The organism is Enterobacter cloacae complex sp. 302F9 (assembly GCF_050030335.1).
In the GTDB taxonomy this organism is placed as follows: Bacteria; Pseudomonadota; Gammaproteobacteria; order Enterobacterales; family Enterobacteriaceae; genus Enterobacter; species Enterobacter hormaechei_C.
The window spans coordinates 2,973,827-2,991,788 of sequence record NZ_JBLGUC010000001.1; the positions used below are offsets into that span (position 1 = coordinate 2,973,827).

The following is a 17,962-nucleotide window of genomic DNA, read 5'->3' on the forward strand; positions in this document are numbered from 1 at the left end:
GTGGCGACACGACCTTGCGAGGCTCCAGCTCACCGCATCGACCGTAATGCCGTATCAGCTGAGCATTGTGAAGAATGCGACGAACCAATTCCCGAGCCGCGCCGCGCTGCCGTTCCCGGCTGTCAGACGTGCGCTGAGTGCCAGGGCGTCATCGAGCTTAAGAATAAGCAGAGGGGGCTGTAATGCAGCAGGCAATTTTAGATATGTGCTGCGGGTCGCGCATGTTCTGGTTCGACAAGCAGGACGAGCGCGCGGTGTTCAGTGACATCCGCGCAGAGCAACATGAGCTTTGTGACGGTCGCCAACTGGTAATTAGTCCGGACCTTATTGCTGATTTCCGCGCCCTCCCCTTTGCCAATAACACTTTCCCTGTCGTCGTGTTCGATCCGCCGCACCTCGAGCGTGTCGGTGATAACGCATGGATGGGGAAAAAGTATGGGCGGCTTAACAAAGAAACATGGCGCGATGATTTGCGTGCAGGCTTTGCCGAAGCGTTCAGGGTGTTGTGGCCACACGGTGTGCTCATCTTCAAATGGAACGAAACGCAGATCCCGGTAAGCAATATTCTGGCGCTTACCGACGAGAAGCCGGTCATCTGGCAGCGCACCGGTAAGTCAGATAAAACCCACTGGGTGATTTTCGTCAAAGGTGGTCCAAATGTTCAGGATAATCCAGCCTAATACCTGGTACGCCGATCCCCACGGCGCGCCCTGCAAAATCCTCCGCTCTACCCACGAAGTAATCCACTACATCCGCAACGGTCGCACCTGTATCGCCAGCATGGGCCGCTTTAACCAGGATTTCGAGCCGCTGACCAAAGCACAGGCCGAGCGGATCGCCGAAGAAATCGAAACAGCAGAGCACCTGAAGAAGCTGCGCGCCCAGCGCGCGGCATGAGGAGAGAGCGTGAAACCTTACGAATCGAAGAAATCACAGTTCACCAGAAACCTGATCCGGCGGCGCCACGCTGAATGGTCAGAAAAGACCTTCGGTAATGTCGGCCCCATCGGACCGCTGAAGCACCTTTCGAAAGAGGCGCTGGAAGCTGCCGCCGATCCCGGCGACCTCAGCGAATGGGCTGATATGCAGTTCCTGCTATGGGACGCGCAGCGGCGCGCCGGTATCACCGATGAGCAAATCACCGAGGCGCTGGAAGAAAAGCTGAAGGTGAACATGACCCGCCACTGGCCGGAACCGAAAGACGGTGAGCCGCGTCTTCACATCAAACCATGACGCAACTGATAGCCAGTTATGAGCTGGCTATTAGGTGCGAAAGCACTGCAACGTCATCCCTTTTGCCCGGTTCCTGCGCCGGGCTTCTTTTTGGGAGTTCACCATGCAAATAACTCTTCCGAAGTGGATTGGCTTTCTAATTATGCTGATTCTCCGCCCTGGCATTACTGCATTCTGCGCTGCATATCTGATGCTATATGCAGATGGAAGTTGGTATCACTTCCTATCTGGCGCACTGGCCTTCAAATCCTGCATCGAAACTCACGCCATTTACAAAGAGGTGAGAGATGCAAGGTAATCCCGTTATCTGGCTCATCGCCGCACTTATGGCGCTGGGCGCTCTCATCTCATTTCTTCACGAACCGGAAGGTGTGCAATGGCTGCTTTTAATGTGGGCGCATTAGTCCAGAAGAAGACCGGCGGTATACAAGGCGTGGTGGATAGCCAACTGGAGCCGGAAGGAGATCACCCGAAGGCCTGGGTGCGTTGGGATGACGGAAATTATTCAGTGCACGCGGAAAACGAATTACGCGCGTCCTCCATCGATGGTCCGCGCATGTATAAGACATTGGCGTAAGGAGATCATAATGACCGACACCAGCCTGATTCCAGAAAAAGAAGTGATGAGCAAGCTTGGGGTTTCATCACGACAGACAATCTGGAACTACACTAACCGGCACGGGTTTCCGAAGCCAGTCAGGACCCACCCGAAAGCGTATCTGCGGGAAGCTGTTGATGGATGGATCCTAAATGGTGGCGTTAACCAGAAATGTTCCTGATGTGCCAGAACAGCTTATCAGCGTGAAGTTCATACGCTTTGCGCTGAGCCTCAATCCAGTCGTGTTTGTTATACACCGCCATTACCCCGCCAAGTTCATGCCCGAGCATCCTCTCAGTAACATGGGGCTCGACATCCATTTCAGACAGCCTTGTTACCAGCGTCCTCCTGAAGTCGTGGGTTCGCCAGTATCCAAGGTCCATCCCTCCCCTTATTCGATTTACGAACCGGTTGGCGGCAGCAATGCTGATCGGTTCGTTTATGTCCTCCCCGGGGAAAAGCACATCATTGTAAGTTGTCATGGCCTTTTCGAGGAAAGGCTGAATCTGTTCGAAAATAGGGCGGCGGATGACGTTGCCCATCTTGCTGTGCTCTTTCGGCACGGTCCAGACGTTGTCCAGCAGGTCAAATTCGTTCTTGGTTGCCAGCCTCAGTTCTGAGAGCCTCGCCCCCCACAGCATCAGCATCTGGTGGAGAAGTTTGTTTGAGGTCGACGCCCGGCTTCTTTCAATAGCCATCCAAATCTGAGCCAGCTCGTTATACGACAGGACGCGGTAGCCAACAGCAGCGCGAGAGCCAAAGTCTCTTGGCTGGATGCTCATAATTGCGCAGCTATCTATCACCTGACGCCGCATGCACCAGCTTATTGCCGATCTTAGCTGACTGAGCACCTGACGCGCGCGGCGCGGATTATCCCTTTCCTCTTCTGTGAGGAGATCTACCCACTGCTTCACATTGATGGAGGATGCCGGTCGATTCGGGAAAGCGTCATGCATCCGCTTCATAACCGTTGATCGGTATAGTGCCTGGGTCTTTTCTCTGAGTGTTGTAATGACGTAATTGTCGAACCAGTAGTCCAGGCACTGAGCAACCGTCATAGAGTTCTCTGCCTTCTCTTCGAAGTAGGTACGAGGATCCACTCCTGAGAAATATAGGTTCCTCAGGTCAGAGGTGATCTGCCTTGCATCCTTCAACGATACTGACGGGTAACGGCCTATGCCAAGTCGATTAGGTTTACCATGCCAGCGATACCGGTACTGGAACTGGATGACCCCTTTCGGGGAAATGCGCACGCTGAGGCCATCGGCATCAGCCACTTCTTGTGGGCCCGAATATGGTTTACCATGAATGGTACGCAGTTTTGTGTCGCTGATAGCCATAAATAATATTTGGTACGCTCAGAAATAGTGGTTTGGTACACTTCTGGTACGCAATATCACATGGACATCAAGACACAGTAAACAACTATATTTAACGTTCGTGGACAAACTCAGGTGAGAAAAGGGTTGTTTTTCGAGTGATAACAGGCAGTTAATTAACTATTGTGGACAATATTAGACAATGGCAGACACAGATAAACAACCTACCTTCCTTTTCCACGATTACGAAACCTTTGGCACCCATCCGGCGCTGGACCGACCGGCGCAGTTTGCGGCTATCCGAACCGATGACGAATTTAACGTCATTGGCGAACCCGAGGTGTTTTACTGTAAGCCCGCCGATGACTATCTGCCGCAGCCGGGCGCGGTGATGGTAACGGGCATCACGCCTCAGGAAGCGCGGGATAAAGGCGTTAGCGAAGCAGAATTTGCCCGTCGCATCCACGACCTGTTCACGGTGCCCAATACCTGCGTGTTGGGTTATAACAACATCCGTTTTGACGATGAAGTGACGCGCAATATCTTCTACCGCAACTTCTACGATCCGTATGCCTGGAGCTGGCAGAACCGTAATTCACGCTGGGATTTGCTGGATATCATGCGCGCCTGCTATGCGCTGCGCCCGGAGGGGATTAACTGGCCGGAGAACGACGACGGCTTGCCGAGCTTCAGGCTCGAGCACCTGACGCGGGCCAACGGCATTGAGCACAGCAACGCCCACGACGCGATGGCAGACGTTTACGCGACCATCGCTATGGCGAAACTTGTAAAAACCGCGCAGCCGCGCCTGTTTGAGTATCTGTTGAGCCATCGCAGCAAGCAAAAGCTGATGACGCTAATTGACGTGCCGCAGATGAAACCGCTGGTGCATATTTCAGGGATGTTCGGTGCGTGGCGCGGGAATACAAGCTGGGTGGCGCCGCTTGCCTGGCATCCGGACAACCGTAACGCCGTCATCATGGTGGATCTCGCCGGAGATATCTCCCCGCTGCTTGAGCTCGACAGCGACACCTTACGTGAACGGCTCTATACGCCGAAAGAGGCGCTGGGTGACCTGCCAGCCGTACCGGTAAAACTGGTGCACATCAATAAGTGCCCGGTGCTGGCGCAGGCCAACACGCTGCGCCCGGAAGACGCCGACCGGCTGGGGATTAACCGTCAGCACTGCCTCGATAACCTGAAAGTGCTGCGCGACAACCCGCATGTGCGCGAGAAAGTCGTCGCCATTTTTGCCGAAGCAGAGCCGTTCGTGCCGTCTGAGAATGTGGATGCGCAGCTTTATAACGGCTTCTTCAGCGACGCCGATCGCGCGGCGATGAATATCGTGCTGCAAACTGACCCGCGTAACCTGCCCGCGCTGGATATCACCTTCGCAGATAAGCGCATTGAGAAGCTGATGTTTAATTATCGCGCGCGCAACTATCCCGGCACGCTGGATGAAGCAGAGCAGGAACGCTGGTTACAGCATCGGCGCAACGTGTTTACGCCGGAGTTTCTTAATAGCTACGCCCAGGAGCTGGAGATGCTTTACGGTCAGTATGAAGGGAATGCTGAGAAGCAGGCGCTGCTGAAAGCGCTGTTCCAGTATGCGCAAGAAATTGTCTGAGTAGCGGGTACAAAAAAGCCGGAGGCGATGTCTCCGGCTTTTTTTTGCCGGGTGGCGCTAACGCTTACCCGGCCTACGAAACTGTAGGTCGGGTTGAGCATAGCCGTCACCCGACACAGTCTTACGCGACGTCTTCGTACTGAGGAACCGGGTTGCGGAAGCTTCTGGTCACGCAAGCCAGGTAAATCAGACCGATTGCACCCCAGATCAGACCCAGAACCATTGAGCTCTCTTCCAGGTTGATCCACAGGGCGCCCACCGTCAGGGCACCACACACTGGCAGCACCAGATAGTTGATGTGGTCCTTCAGCGTCTTGTTGCGCTTCTCACGGATCCAGAACTGCGAAATCACGGAGAGGTTAACGAAGGTGAACGCCACCAGCGCACCAAAGTTAATCAGCGCCGTGGCCGTTACCAGGTCGAATTTAATCGCCAGCAGGGCAATAGCGCCCACCAGCAGCACGTTCCACGCCGGGGTACGCCATTTAGGATGCACGTAACCGAAGAAGCGGGTTGGGAACACACCGTCACGGCCCATCACGTACATCAGACGAGAAACGCCCGCGTGCGCAGCCATACCGGAAGCCAGTACGGTGACGCTGGAGAAGATCAGCACGCCCCACTGGAAGGTTTTACCCGCCACGTACAGCATAATTTCAGGCTGTGATGCATCCGGATCTTTAAAGCGAGAGATATCCGGGAAGTACAGCTGTAAGAAGTAAGACGCACCAATGAAGATCAGGCCGCCAATCAGCGCGGTCAGGAAAATCGCTTTCGGGATCACGCGCTCAGCGTCTTTGGTCTCTTCAGACAGAGAAGAGATACCGTCGAAGCCCAGGAACGAGAAGCACAGGATAGTCGCACCGGTGATCATCGGCACTACGTGCGCGCCTTCAGACCAGAACGGACGGGTGCTGGTCAGCGTACCTGCGCCTTCCCCGTGGGAAACGCCGTAGATGATCAGCCCAACGATAACCGCAACAATCCCCATCTGAAGGATCACAATCAGGGTGTTGAAGTTAGCCACGGTCTTGATGCTGCGCAGGTTAGAGATGGTCATAAAGGCCACCAGCGCCACAACGAAGATCCACGACGGCACGGAAGGCACCAGCGCTTCGAAGTAAATTTTTGCCAGCAGAATGTTGATCATCGGCATGAACAGGTAGTCCAGCAGTGATGACCAGCCCACCATAAAGCCAACCGCCGGGCTAATGGATTTCTGAGCATAGGTGTACGCAGAGCCTGCGGACGGGAAACGGCGAACCAGTTTACCGTAGCTCAGCGCTGTAAAGAGGATGGCGACCAGCGCAAAGGCGTACGCCGTTGCAACGTGACCGTCAGTAAGGCCTGATACGATACCGAATGTATCGAACAGCGTCATCGGTTGCATATAGGCAAGGCCCATCATAACAACCGGAATCAACGTAAGCGTTTTACGTAATTCCACGCGAGAGGTGTTTGGAGTTGCGTTATGCGACATAGTTATTCTCCTTTACGGTGATAACCGCCACGTAAGCGAAAAATTGCCCCATTTCTTTCTTCCTCAGCGACAACAACTGTCGGATTTTAGTAAATATCTATCCGGTACGAAGCCCGGCCTCTTGGTTTTTAGTTTCGTTTCGTACATGCAAAAAAAAATAACCGACGCCTTTTATATCGTCGATTATTCATTTGTTTGCAGCGGCGGCATTTTGCCCTATTCCAGATACAAAAGGCAATACATTGAGAAACCTGCCCATAAATTAATTTTACTAACTGATTGATTTCCCATCATCTGCCTGAGCGTAAACTGTGGCGATAGCACTATTTGCTAAAATTTCGTCTCGCCACCAGGCACTGGCAAGCCCGGCGGTCTGTTCATTCCAGCCCACCCATACCGATTCGTTACTGCTCTGCGCTAAAACTTGTTTCTCCACCAGCGCTCCGCTGTCAATAAACCGCTGCGCTAAATAACGGGGAAGGTAACCGCACCCCAGGCCGCTTATTTGCAGCTCCAGCTTGGTTTTAAAATCAAAAACGGTGATGGCCTCCTGCTCATCCAGCAGCTGCGATGAAATGCCGCATTCGGGGCGAGAGCTGTCTCCAACCACAATGGCGCGATAGTTTTTAATGACGCGTCGGGTAACAGGCTCCGGTTCATTCGCCAGCGGGTGATGAGGCGCAACGGCAAAAACCTGCTCCAGAACACCGAGCCGCGCAAAACCAAATTCGCTCAACTGGGGAGGCTCATGCAGCGCCCCAACGATGATATCCGCCCTGCCCTGCGTCAGGGCCTCCCAGGAACCGCCCAGCACGCCATTGATAAAAACCAGCCGGGTGACGCTGTGGCGCTGATAGAACGCCTCAATAAGCGGGGTAAGCAGGGAGAAAGGGAATGTATCATCAACCCCAATCACCAGTTCATTTTCCCAGCCCTGGTGAGGTTTGACGGCCTGTTTTTCCAGCTCGCGAACCGTATGCAGCACGTCACGCCCTTTTTCCAGCAGCATCTGCCCTGTACGGGTGAAACGCGCGCGATGCCCGGTGCGGTCAAGGATTTGGATATTAAGATCGCTCTCGAGCTTTTGCACGGTGTAGCTCAGAGCCGAAGGGGTTTTATAGAGCTTCGCCGAGGCGGCGGCAAAGCTCCCCTCTTTTTCCAGCGCATCCAGAATAACAAGAACATCCAGCAGCGGTTTCATCTTCGCCCCCTTGCGGTGTGCGATTGTCTCCGCCGGCGCAATTATTCCATGGGCATAACCAGCGGATCGGGATACTGATATTCAAATCCCAGTTCATGGCAAATACGATTGCCATCAATAATTTTGCCTTTGCGTTCCCCCTGCGCCTCGCTGAATACCGGCGGCGCCAGGCCCAGCTGGCGCGCCATCAGCGGATAAAAGGTACTGCGCGGCGGATGCGAAGGCGCACATATATTATAGATGTGCCCCCCTTTCGGAGCCTGCAAAAGCAGTTCAATTGCACCGATAACATCCTCAAGATGCACAAGATTAACCCCGTGCTGGCCATCCGGCGCAGATTTACCGGCAAAGAAGCGCCCCGGATGACGCCCCGGCCCCACCAACCCGGCCAGACGTAAGATATCCACCTGCGTGCCAGGCAGATTGTGCAGCCAGTCTTCCAGCTCTTTCAGTACCCGGCCGCTGGCGGTCACCGGACGGCGCTCGGTGTTTTCTTTCGCCGTACCGTCGATATCGCCATAGACGGAGGTGGAGCTGGTGAAAATGATACGCGGGATATGGTGCGCCAGGGCGCTGTCGACAATCTCCTGCACCGCCTGCAAGTAAAAAGACTCACCCGGGCCGCTGCGCCGCGCCGGTAAGGTAATGACCAGCGCGTCCACATTCATCAGTTCATCCAGCTCGTCGGTATCGCAGATAAGCTCGGGTTCGAGACGCAGCTCGACACCATCAATGCCGCACATGCGTGCCGCTTCAACCCCATCTCGGGTGGTCTTACTCCCTGTCACCTGCCAGCCTTTCGCGGCTAATGACATCGCCAGTGGCATTCCTAACCATCCTAACCCGACAATCGCGACCTTTTTCATTACATTCTCCGCTTAACGATGCCTGTTATAAGGCTACGCCAGCCTGGTGGAACGCACAATTCATACCATCAATATGAAATGAATTAATGATCAAAAAAAGCCCTTGCTTTATGGCGTACAACTGGTTTAGGTTAAAAGACATCAAATGCATAAGCATTCAACGAGAATTTATATGACACGCGTTCCTTTTAAAAACCACCATCATCACCATCATCCTGACTAGTCTTTCAGGCGATGTGTGCTGGAAGACGTTTGGATCTTCCAGTGGTGCATGAACGCATGAAAAAGCCCCCGGAAGATCTTCTTCCGGGGGCTTTTTTTTGGACCGCATTCAGACAGGTTAAAACAGGTTAACGAGGAACACAGAATGTTAGATAACTCACGTTTACGCATAGCTATTCAAAAATCAGGCCGTTTAAGCGACGATTCACGCGAACTGCTGGCCCGCTGCGGGATTAAAATCAACCTGCACACCCAGCGCCTGATCGCCCTGGCTGAAAATATGCCGATCGACATTCTGCGCGTACGTGATGACGATATCCCGGGCCTGGTGATGGATGGCGTCGTTGATCTCGGCATCATCGGCGAAAACGTACTGGAAGAAGAGTTATTAACCCGCCGCGCGCAGGGCGAAGATCCGCGCTACTTTACCCTGCGTCGTCTGGACTTTGGCGGCTGCCGCCTGTCGCTGGCTACGCCGGTCGATGAAGCCTGGGACGGCCCGGCCGCGCTGAACGGCAAACGTATCGCCACCTCTTACCCTCACCTGCTGAAGCGTTACCTCGATCAAAAAGGCGTGCAGTTTAAATCCTGTCTGCTGAACGGCTCCGTTGAAGTGGCGCCGCGTGCGGGCCTGGCCGATGCCATCTGTGACCTCGTCTCCACCGGCGCCACGCTCGAAGCGAACGGCCTGCGCGAAGTGGAGGTGATCTACCGCTCCAAAGCCTGCCTGATTCAGCGCGACGGCGAGATGGCCGACGCCAAACAGCAGCTCATCGACAAGCTGCTGACCCGCATTCAGGGCGTGATTCAGGCGCGTGAATCCAAATACATCATGATGCATGCGCCGACCGAGCGCCTGGACGAAGTGATTGCCCTGCTGCCGGGCGCTGAGCGTCCAACCATTCTGCCGCTGGCGGGCGACCAGCAGCGCGTGGCGATGCACATGGTCAGCAGCGAAACCCTGTTCTGGGAAACCATGGAAAAACTGAAGGCGCTGGGCGCAAGTTCCATTCTGGTGCTGCCAATTGAGAAGATGATGGAGTAACGACCATGAGCTTTAACACAATCATCGACTGGAATACCTGTAGCGACGCGCAACAGCGCGAGTTGCTGATGCGCCCGGCAATTTCTGCCTCGGAGAGCATCACCCGCACCGTGGCGGAGATCCTCGATACCGTCAAAGCCCGCGGGGACGATGCGCTGCGCGAGTACAGCGCGAAGTTTGATAAAACTGAGGTCGACGCGTTACAGGTTACCGAGCAGGAAATCATTGATGCCAGCAATCGTCTGGGTGATGACATCAAACAGGCGATGGCCGTCGCGGTGAAAAATATTGATACCTTCCACACCGCGCAGAAATTGCAGGCGGTGGATGTGGAAACCCTGCCCGGCGTACGCTGCCAGCAGGTGACGCGCCCGGTGGCGTCCGTCGGCCTCTATATTCCTGGCGGCTCTGCCCCGCTGTTTTCGACCGTCCTGATGCTGGCCACCCCGGCACGTATTGCCGGTTGTCAGAAGGTGGTGCTCTGCTCTCCGCCACCGATCGCCGATGAGATCCTGTACGCGGCGAAGCTGTGCGGCGTGCAGGCGATCTATAAAGTGGGCGGTGCGCAGGCGATTTCTGCCCTGGCGTTCGGAACAGTATCCATTCCTAAGGTCGACAAAATCTTTGGCCCGGGCAATGCCTACGTGACCGAGGCGAAGCGCCAGGTCAGCCAGCGTCTGGACGGCGCGGCGATTGATATGCCTGCCGGTCCGTCTGAAGTGCTGGTGATTGCCGACAGCGGCGCTACACCGGATTTCGTGGCCTCTGACCTGCTCTCGCAGGCCGAGCACGGCCCTGACTCGCAGGTGATTTTACTGACGCCAGATGCCGACATGGCAAAACGCGTGGGCGACGCCGTTGAGCGTCAGCTGGCTGACCTGCCGCGTGCGGAAACGGCGCGTCAGGCGCTATCCGCCAGCCGCCTGATTGTGGCCCGCGATCTTGACCAGTGCATCGCCATCTCCAACCAGTACGGTCCTGAGCACCTGATTATTCAGACCCGCAACGCGCGCGATCTGGTCGACAGCATAACCAGCGCAGGCTCAGTGTTCCTCGGGGACTGGTCACCGGAATCCGCCGGGGATTACGCCTCCGGCACCAACCACGTGCTGCCGACGTATGGCTATACCTCAACCTGCTCCAGCCTGGGGCTGGCGGATTTCCAGAAGCGCATGACCGTGCAGGAACTCTCCCGCGAGGGATTTGCCTCGCTGGCGTCGACCATTGAAACCCTGGCCGCCGCCGAGCGCCTGACTGCCCACAAAAATGCCGTGACGCTGCGCGTTGCCGCCCTGAAGGAGCAAGCATGAACATCGAAGAATTAGCCCGCGAAAATGTCCGTCGCCTGACGCCCTATCAGTCTGCGCGTCGTCTGGGCGGGAACGGCGACGTCTGGCTGAATGCCAACGAATATCCCACGGCGGTGGCCTTTGAGCTCTCGCAGCAGACGCTGAACCGCTACCCGGAGTGTCAGCCGAAAGCGGTGATCGAGAACTATGCCCAGTATGCAGGCGTGAAGCCTGAGCAGGTGCTGGTCAGCCGTGGGGCTGATGAAGGGATTGAGCTGCTGATCCGCGCCTTCTGTGAGCCGGGTAAAGACGCGGTGATGTACTGCCAGCCCACCTACGGGATGTACAGCGTGAGCGCCGAAACCTTTGGCGTGGCCTGCCGCAACGTGCAGGCGCTCGACAACTGGCAGCTGGATTTGCAGGGCATCGCTGATAACCTTGACGGCGTGAAGGTGGTATTTGTCTGTAGCCCGAACAACCCCACCGGGCAGATTATTCATCCGCAGGATATCCGCACCCTGCTGGAGATGACGCGCGGCAAGGCCCTGGTCGTCGCTGATGAAGCCTATATTGAGTTCTGCCCGCAGGCGACGCTGGCAGGCTGGCTTGAGGAGTATCCGCATCTCGTTGTGCTGCGTACCCTTTCCAAAGCCTTCGCCCTCGCCGGCCTTCGCTGTGGATTTACGCTGGCGAATAAAGCGGTTATCGACCTGCTGCTGAAAGTGATTGCCCCGTATCCGCTCTCAACGCCGGTTGCCGATATTGCGGCACAGGCGCTGGCCCCGCAGGGCATCAGCGCGATGCGCGAGCGTGTGGCGCAGATCCTGGAAGAGCGTCAGTATCTTGTCGATGCCCTTAAAACGATTCCGTGCGTGGAGCAGGTGTTCGACTCGGAAACCAACTACATCCTGGTGCGCTTCACCGCCTCAAGCGCGATATTTAAATCGTTGTGGGATCAGGGCATTATCTTACGAGACCAGAATAAACAACCTACCCTGAGCGGCTGCCTGCGTATTACCGTCGGCACCCGTGCAGAGAGCCAGCGCGTGATTGACGCCCTGAAAGCGGAGAAAGTATGAGTCAGAAGTATCTCTTTATCGATCGTGACGGCACCATCATCTCGGAGCCACCCAGCGATTTTCAGGTCGATCGTTTCGACAAGCTGGCCTTTGAACCCGATGTGATCCCGGTGCTGCTGAAGCTTCAGAAAGCAGGCTATAAGCTGGTGATGATCACCAACCAGGACGGTCTGGGCACCGACAGCTTCCCGCAGGGAGACTTTGACGGCCCGCACAACCTGATGATGCAGGTGCTGACCTCGCAGGGCATCGCCTTCGACGAAGTGCTGATCTGCCCGCATATGCCTGCCGACGAGTGCGACTGCCGCAAGCCAAAAGTGAAGCTTGTTGAACGTTATCTGGCGGAAGAGGCGCTGGATAAAGCCAACAGCTATGTGATCGGCGATCGCGTCACGGATATCACGCTGGCGGACAACATGGGCATTGCGGGCCTGCGCTATAACCGCGACACGCTAAACTGGGCAATGATTGGCGAGCAGCTCACCCGACGCGACCGCTATTCCCACGTTGAACGCAACACCAAAGAGACGCAGATCGACGTGAAGGTCTGGCTGGACCGCGAAGGCGGCAGCAAGATCCACACCGGCGTCGGTTTCTTTGACCACATGCTGGATCAAATCGCCACTCACGGCGGCTTCCGCATGGAGATCACCGTTAAGGGCGACCTGTATATCGACGATCACCACACCGTGGAAGATACCGGCCTGGCGCTGGGCGAAGCCCTGAAGCTGGCGCTCGGCGACAAGCGCGGTATCAACCGCTTCGGCTTTGTTCTGCCGATGGACGAGTGCCTGGCGCGCTGCGCGATGGATATCTCCGGGCGTCCGCACCTTGAATACAAAGCCGACTTTACCTACCAGCGCGTGGGCGATCTCAGCACCGAGATGGTGGAACACTTCTTCCGCTCGCTTTCTTACACCATGGGCCTGACGCTGCACCTGAAAACCAAAGGCAAAAACGATCACCACCGCGTCGAGAGCCTGTTCAAAGCCTTTGGCCGTACCCTGCGCCAGGCGATCCGCGTGGAAGGTGACGCCCTGCCCTCGTCGAAAGGAGTGCTGTAATGAACGTGGTGATTCTGGATACCGGATGCGCCAATCTGAACTCCGTACAGTCGGCGATTATGCGCCACGGCTACGAGCCGGTGGTGAGCCGCGACCCGGACGTGGTGCTGCGTGCGGATAAACTCTTTCTGCCGGGCGTTGGCACCGCCCAGGCGGCGATGGATCAGATCCATGAGCGCGAGCTGGTAGATCTCATCAAAGCCTGTACTCAGCCGGTGCTGGGCATTTGCCTCGGCATGCAGCTGCTTGGCCGCCGCAGCGAAGAGAGCAACGGCGTTGATCTGCTGGGCATTATTGAAGAAGACGTGCCGAAAATGACCGACCACGGCCTGCCGCTGCCGCACATGGGCTGGAACCGCGTTTATCCGAAGGCGGGCAACAGGCTGTTCCAGGGTATTGAAGACGGCGCGTACTTCTATTTTGTTCACAGCTACGCCATGCCCGTGAATGCCTACACCATCGCCCAGTGCAATTACGGCGAGGCGTTCACCGCCGCCGTGCAGAAAGATAACTTTTACGGCGTGCAGTTTCACCCGGAACGCTCCGGCGCCGCCGGTGCGCAACTGCTGAAAAATTTCCTGGAGATGTGATGATAATTCCCGCTTTAGATTTAATTGACGGCACGGTTGTTCGTCTCCACCAGGGCGATTACGGGCAGCAGCGCGACTACGGCAACGATCCGCTGCCGCGGTTACAGGCTTACGCCGCGGAGGGCGCTGAGGTATTGCATCTGGTCGATCTGACCGGCGCGAAAGATCCGGCCAAACGCCAGATCCCGCTGCTTAAAACACTGGTGGCTGGCGTGGACGTCCCGGTGCAGGTGGGCGGCGGCGTGCGTACGGAAGCCGATGTTGCCGCCTTACTGGACGCGGGCGTGGCGCGCGTGGTAGTCGGTTCGACCGCTGTGAAAGATCCTGAGAGTGTCAAGGGCTGGTTCCGCCGCTTCGGTGCGGATGCGCTGGTGCTGGCGCTGGATGTGCGCATTGACGCGCAGGGTAACAAGCAGGTCGCGGTCAGCGGCTGGCAGGAAAACTCCGGCGTAACGCTGGAAGAGCTGGTCGGGATGTATCTCCCCGTAGGGCTGAAGCACGTCCTGTGCACGGATATTTCACGCGATGGTACGCTCGCAGGCTCTAACGTCTCGCTGTATGAAGAGGTTTGCGCGCGTTATCCGCAGGTGGCGTTTCAGTCCTCTGGCGGTATCGGCGACCTGGCGGATATCACCGCTCTGCGCGGAACCGGTGTACGCGGCGTGATTGTGGGTCGCGCGCTGCTGGAAGGCAAATTTACGGTTAAGGAGGCGATTCAATGCTGGCAAAACGGATAATTCCCTGCCTGGACGTGCGTGATGGTCAGGTTGTAAAAGGCGTGCAGTTCCGCAACCACGAGATCATTGGCGACATCGTTCCGCTGGCAAAACGTTATGCCGAAGAAGGCGCAGACGAACTGGTATTTTACGATATCACCGCCTCCAGCGATGGCCGCGTGGTGGACAAAAGCTGGGTGGCGCGCGTGGCAGAGGTGATTGATATTCCCTTCTGCGTGGCGGGCGGGATTAAATCTGCTGACGATGCGGCGAAAATTCTCTCTTTCGGTGCGGACAAAATTTCGATTAACTCCCCTGCGCTTGCAGATCCGGAGCTGATTACGCGTCTGGCGGACCGCTTTGGCGTGCAGTGCATTGTCGTGGGGATCGACACCTGGTTTGATACCGCGACGGGCAAATATCACGTTAACCAGTACACTGGCGATGAAAGCCGCACGCGCGTCACCCAATGGGAGACGCTGGACTGGGTGCAGGAAGTACAAAAACGCGGTGCAGGTGAAATCGTGCTGAACATGATGAACCAGGACGGCGTACGCAACGGTTACGACCTCGAGCAGCTGAAAAAAGTGCGCGCGGTGTGCCAGGTTCCGCTGATTGCCTCCGGCGGCGCGGGCACCATGGAACACTTCCTTGAAGCCTTCAGCGATGCGAACGTAGACGGCGCGCTGGCCGCTTCCGTGTTCCACAAACAGATTATCAATATTGGTGAGTTAAAAACGTACCTGGCCGACCAGGGCGTGGAGATCAGGGTATGTTAACAGAGCAACAACAGGCGCAGCTGGACTGGGAAAAAACTGACGGATTACTGCCGGTGGTTGTACAGCATGCCGTTTCAGGCGAAGTGCTGATGCTGGGATACATGAACCAGGAGGCACTGGCAAAAACGCTCGACAGCGGCAAGGTGACGTTTTTCTCGCGCACCAAACAGCGCCTGTGGACGAAAGGGGAAACCTCGGGTCACTTCCTGAATGTGGTCAGCATTACGCCAGACTGCGACAACGACACCCTGCTGGTGCTGGTCAACCCGATTGGGCCGACCTGTCACAAAGGCACCAGCAGCTGCTTCGGCGAGACGAGCCACCAGTGGCTGTTCCTCTATCAGCTGGAACAGCTGCTGGCAGAGCGTAAATCAGCGGATCCCGAGAGCTCGTACACGGCGAAGCTGTACGCCAGCGGCACCAAACGTATTGCGCAGAAAGTGGGTGAGGAAGGCGTTGAAACGGCGCTGGCGGCCACCGTGCATGACCGTGAGGAGCTGACGAACGAAGCGTCGGATTTGATGTATCACCTGCTGGTGCTGCTTCAGGATCAGGAGCTGGATTTAACTACGGTGATTGAGAATTTGCGGAAACGGCATAAATAAAAAAAGACCGGGGAAACCCGGTCATTTTTTTTGTCTGTAAATCAGGATCTTGGTTTGTAGTTTCTCAGCGCGTTACGGCCGAGGACGACAGCAGAACCGATGATCCCGCCGAGGAGAACGGCAAGGATGAGGGTGATGGCCTTTTTAGGGCTGTCACGCTTGATTGGCAGATCTGGTTTCATTACGTAACGATACACGTGTACTGTGTCTGGGTTAACATTGAGGTTTTCAATGTCCAGTAAGTTCTTTTTGGTCTGATAGTAAGAGGTGGGGAAGACCAATGGACGGGACGCCTCGTTATCAACCATTGATTTGAGCGCTACGGTGCCCAGCAGGAACATGGTTTCCTGAGTAACATCCTGCGTTTGCTGGAGCTGCGGTGTGCTAATTTTCGCCGCTTCCGCGTTCTTAAGCGCCTCAGAAATTTGCTTGATACGCAGATCCTTTTGTTCCTGAGCCACTTTTTCCTGGTTCAGAAGAGAGTCGTTCAGGGTTGTGATCTGCTGCTTGAGGTTGTCTCTGAGGTCAAGCGTTAATTCTTTTGCGGTCTGTTCGTCGACCTGCTGGATGTATTGGGCCAACTGCTTTTGTGCTGCTTCAGCAGAATCACTCTGATAGCTTACTGTTAAAGGTAAAGATTGTCCTTTAACCGTCGGTTCAATAGTCAGCTTCTCTGGTGCATCCTGATTCTCAAGAGCCTGCGCTAATGCTGAGAAGGAAGAGTTGAAACGTCCAATGGCACGATTCTGTATGTCAAGCGTTGAAGGTGCTGCACCACCATAAAGGATATTCAACGCATTGGAATAGGTGGCGATCTGTGCCGCATCAGGCTGAGCAATGATGGCGGATGACGTCCATTTTTCTTTTACAGCTGTAAGATATACAGCCGCGAGAACGATAAAAGCAGCAATAAAAGCCCCTATTACCCACTTACCACGCCACAGCTGTAGCGCTAAATCCAGTAAATCAATTTGCTCCGGGTCATTGTTGCGTGCGACCAGGTTATTGTTGTTTTGCGTCATACAATCCCTAACAAATGAAAAAGGGCAAAAATAATCTTGTTTCCTTAGTGTATCTGTTGCTGGCGATTTTTCTATAAGAATCCGATGAGTTATATCGGAAAGATGGGTTATGTAAGTGAAGTGCGACGCGCTATCATAGACGGATTCTGATGTCCTGGGACATCAACAAGAACACTGTGAATGAGGGAAGCTATGAAATTTCTGGTAACTGGCGCGGCGGGCTTTATCGGTTCTCATGTCAGCAAGCGCCTGCTTGATGCAGGGCATGAAGTTGTTGGGATTGATAATCTGAATGATTACTATGACCCTAACCTCAAGCTCGCTCGCCTCGAACTGCTCAAATCCGAGAGTTTCACCTTCCACAAGCTGGACTTAGCGGACCGCGAGGGCATGGCTGCGCTCTTCGCCAATGAAAAATTTGACCGCGTGATCCATCTTGCCGCACAGGCGGGTGTGCGTTACTCGCTGGAAAACCCGCATGCCTACGCTGATGCAAACCTGGTAGGTCACCTGAACGTGCTGGAAGGCTGTCGCCAAAACAAGGTTCAGCATCTTCTGTATGCTTCATCCAGCTCTGTATACGGCCTCAACCGTAAGATGCCGTTTTCTACTGACGACTCCGTAGACCATCCGGTATCCCTGTATGCCGCAACCAAAAAAGCCAATGAGCTGATGTCGCATACCTATTCGCATCTTTACAATCTGCCGACCACTGGCCTGCGCTTCTTTACCGTGTATGGCCCATGGGGCCGACCGGACATGGCGCTGTTCAAATTCACCAAAGCCATGATTGAAGGCAACAGCATCGACGTATACAACTACGGCAAGATGAAGCGCGACTTCACCTATATCGATGATATTGCGGAGGCGATTATTCGCCTACAGGACGTTATTCCTCAGGCCGATGCCGACTGGACGGTTGAAACCGGTTCGCCAGCAACCAGCTCTGCCCCGTATCGCGTGTATAACATCGGCAACAGTTCACCTGTCGAACTGATGGATTACATTACCGCGCTTGAAGAGGCGCTGGGCAAGGAAGCGGTGAAAAATATGATGCCGATCCAGCCGGGGGACGTGCTGGAGACCAGTGCGGACACCAAAGCGCTGTATGACGTTATTGGGTTTAAACCACAAACCTCAGTCAAAGAAGGCGTGAAAAACTTCGTCGACTGGTACCGCAACTTCTATAACGTTTAAAAACAAAAAACCCGGCAGATTGCCGGGTTT

21 protein-coding genes, 2 pseudogenes and 1 other annotated feature are annotated in these 17,962 nt (G+C 55.3%); of the genes and pseudogenes, 17 read left to right on the forward strand and 6 right to left on the reverse strand.

Annotation, left to right across the window (positions count from 1 at the left end):
* Nucleotides 1-27 precede the first annotated feature (27 nt).
* The 6 genes and pseudogenes from ACQG0T_RS14440 to ACQG0T_RS14465 all read left to right on the forward strand — a co-directional run.
* Nucleotides 28-183: pseudogene (locus ACQG0T_RS14440) on the forward strand (TraR/DksA C4-type zinc finger protein); the annotation flags it as partial.
* On the forward strand, nt 183-680 hold the full coding sequence (locus tag ACQG0T_RS14445) for a class I SAM-dependent methyltransferase (RefSeq protein ID WP_271040345.1): 498 nt from the start codon (nt 183-185) through the stop codon (nt 678-680). The pseudogene ACQG0T_RS14440 and the gene ACQG0T_RS14445, both read left to right, overlap by 1 nt.
* Entirely contained in the window at nt 658-897 is a 240-nt protein-coding gene (locus ACQG0T_RS14450; RefSeq protein ID WP_105322439.1) for a DUF4222 domain-containing protein, read from the forward strand. The genes ACQG0T_RS14445 and ACQG0T_RS14450 overlap by 23 nt, the downstream gene beginning before the upstream one ends.
* 57 nt (nt 898-954) lie before the next feature.
* Nucleotides 955-1,227, forward strand: a pseudogene (locus ACQG0T_RS14455) (DUF550 domain-containing protein); the annotation flags it as partial.
* A gap of 382 nt (nt 1,228-1,609) precedes the next feature.
* Entirely contained in the window at nt 1,610-1,810 is a 201-nt protein-coding gene (locus tag ACQG0T_RS14460) for a hypothetical protein (RefSeq protein WP_271040346.1), read from the forward strand.
* Nucleotides 1,811-1,820: 10 nt separating this feature from the next.
* The gene (locus ACQG0T_RS14465) at nt 1,821-2,012 is read left to right on the forward strand and encodes a helix-turn-helix transcriptional regulator (RefSeq protein WP_114191335.1); all 192 of its coding nucleotides are present in this window, start codon (nt 1,821-1,823) and stop codon (nt 2,010-2,012) included.
* Here ACQG0T_RS14465 and ACQG0T_RS14470 read toward each other — a convergent pair.
* A complete protein-coding gene (locus tag ACQG0T_RS14470; protein ID WP_271040347.1) occupies nt 1,993-3,171 on the reverse strand; it encodes a tyrosine-type recombinase/integrase in 1,179 nt (392 codons plus the stop codon). The genes ACQG0T_RS14465 and ACQG0T_RS14470 overlap by 20 nt on opposite strands.
* Nucleotides 3,172-3,352: 181 nt before the next feature.
* Between ACQG0T_RS14470 and sbcB the strand changes: the two genes are divergently transcribed.
* Entirely contained in the window at nt 3,353-4,777 is a 1,425-nt protein-coding gene (sbcB, locus tag ACQG0T_RS14475; protein ID WP_271040348.1) for an exodeoxyribonuclease I, read from the forward strand.
* A gap of 121 nt (nt 4,778-4,898) precedes the next feature.
* Here sbcB and ACQG0T_RS14480 read toward each other — a convergent pair whose 3' ends face one another.
* The 4 genes from ACQG0T_RS14480 to ACQG0T_RS14495 all read right to left on the reverse strand — a co-directional run bounded on the left by ACQG0T_RS14480 (nt 4,899) and on the right by ACQG0T_RS14495 (nt 8,324).
* Entirely contained in the window at nt 4,899-6,257 is a 1,359-nt protein-coding gene (locus ACQG0T_RS14480; RefSeq protein WP_006811203.1) for an APC family permease, read from the reverse strand.
* Nucleotides 6,247-6,309, reverse strand: coding sequence for a membrane protein YoeI (gene yoeI / locus ACQG0T_RS14485; protein ID WP_099458931.1), 63 nt, complete (start codon nt 6,307-6,309; stop codon nt 6,247-6,249). The genes ACQG0T_RS14480 and yoeI overlap by 11 nt, the downstream gene beginning before the upstream one ends.
* Before the next feature lie 219 nt (nt 6,310-6,528).
* Nucleotides 6,529-7,458 carry a LysR substrate-binding domain-containing protein gene (locus tag ACQG0T_RS14490; protein WP_426723811.1) on the reverse strand — a complete coding sequence of 310 codons (930 nt, stop codon included), beginning with the start codon at nt 7,456-7,458 and terminating at the stop codon, nt 6,529-6,531.
* 41 nt (nt 7,459-7,499) lie between these two features.
* Nucleotides 7,500-8,324, reverse strand: coding sequence for an SDR family oxidoreductase (locus ACQG0T_RS14495; RefSeq protein WP_017383300.1), 825 nt, complete (start codon nt 8,322-8,324; stop codon nt 7,500-7,502).
* Between the two features lie 172 nt (nt 8,325-8,496).
* Between ACQG0T_RS14495 and hisL the strand changes: the two genes are divergently transcribed.
* The 9 genes from hisL (at nt 8,497) to hisIE (ending at nt 15,713) form a co-directional block, all read left to right on the forward strand.
* On the forward strand, nt 8,497-8,547 hold the full coding sequence (hisL, locus tag ACQG0T_RS14500) for a his operon leader peptide (RefSeq protein ID WP_099516347.1): 51 nt from the start codon (nt 8,497-8,499) through the stop codon (nt 8,545-8,547).
* Nucleotides 8,523-8,646: a sequence feature (His leader region), on the forward strand. (Overlaps the previous gene by 25 nt.)
* A gap of 45 nt (nt 8,647-8,691) precedes the next feature.
* Nucleotides 8,692-9,591 carry an ATP phosphoribosyltransferase gene (hisG, locus tag ACQG0T_RS14505; RefSeq protein WP_000886595.1) on the forward strand — a complete coding sequence of 300 codons (900 nt, stop codon included), beginning with the start codon at nt 8,692-8,694 and terminating at the stop codon, nt 9,589-9,591.
* A 5-nt stretch (nt 9,592-9,596) separates the two neighbouring features.
* Nucleotides 9,597-10,901: a histidinol dehydrogenase gene (gene hisD, locus ACQG0T_RS14510; protein WP_252051157.1), complete on the forward strand. Its 1,305-nt coding sequence runs from the start codon at nt 9,597-9,599 to the stop codon at nt 10,899-10,901.
* Nucleotides 10,898-11,959, forward strand: coding sequence for a histidinol-phosphate transaminase (gene hisC / locus ACQG0T_RS14515; protein WP_017693107.1), 1,062 nt, complete (start codon nt 10,898-10,900; stop codon nt 11,957-11,959). Before hisD ends, hisC begins: the two co-directional genes overlap by 4 nt.
* Entirely contained in the window at nt 11,956-13,023 is a 1,068-nt protein-coding gene (gene hisB / locus ACQG0T_RS14520; protein WP_023294993.1) for a bifunctional histidinol-phosphatase/imidazoleglycerol-phosphate dehydratase HisB, read from the forward strand. The genes hisC and hisB overlap by 4 nt, the downstream gene beginning before the upstream one ends.
* Nucleotides 13,023-13,613 (forward strand): imidazole glycerol phosphate synthase subunit HisH, encoded by a 591-nt coding sequence (hisH, locus tag ACQG0T_RS14525; RefSeq protein WP_015572396.1) that lies wholly within the window; start codon nt 13,023-13,025, stop codon nt 13,611-13,613. Before hisB ends, hisH begins: the two co-directional genes overlap by 1 nt.
* Nucleotides 13,613-14,350, forward strand: coding sequence for a 1-(5-phosphoribosyl)-5-[(5-phosphoribosylamino)methylideneamino]imidazole-4-carboxamide isomerase (gene hisA / locus ACQG0T_RS14530; RefSeq protein ID WP_033487305.1), 738 nt, complete (start codon nt 13,613-13,615; stop codon nt 14,348-14,350). The genes hisH and hisA overlap by 1 nt, the downstream gene beginning before the upstream one ends.
* Entirely contained in the window at nt 14,332-15,108 is a 777-nt protein-coding gene (hisF, locus tag ACQG0T_RS14535) for an imidazole glycerol phosphate synthase subunit HisF (protein ID WP_271040349.1), read from the forward strand. The genes hisA and hisF overlap by 19 nt, the downstream gene beginning before the upstream one ends.
* Nucleotides 15,102-15,713, forward strand: coding sequence for a bifunctional phosphoribosyl-AMP cyclohydrolase/phosphoribosyl-ATP diphosphatase HisIE (gene hisIE, locus ACQG0T_RS14540; protein ID WP_023314451.1), 612 nt, complete (start codon nt 15,102-15,104; stop codon nt 15,711-15,713). The genes hisF and hisIE overlap by 7 nt, the downstream gene beginning before the upstream one ends.
* Nucleotides 15,714-15,754: 41 nt before the next feature.
* Here hisIE and wzzB read toward each other — a convergent pair whose 3' ends face one another.
* Nucleotides 15,755-16,735: an LPS O-antigen chain length determinant protein WzzB gene (gene wzzB / locus ACQG0T_RS14545; protein ID WP_252051159.1), complete on the reverse strand. Its 981-nt coding sequence runs from the start codon at nt 16,733-16,735 to the stop codon at nt 15,755-15,757.
* A gap of 192 nt (nt 16,736-16,927) precedes the next feature.
* Between wzzB and ACQG0T_RS14550 the strand changes: the two genes are divergently transcribed.
* Entirely contained in the window at nt 16,928-17,932 is a 1,005-nt protein-coding gene (locus ACQG0T_RS14550) for an NAD-dependent epimerase (RefSeq protein ID WP_252051161.1), read from the forward strand.
* Nucleotides 17,933-17,962 lie beyond the last annotated feature (30 nt).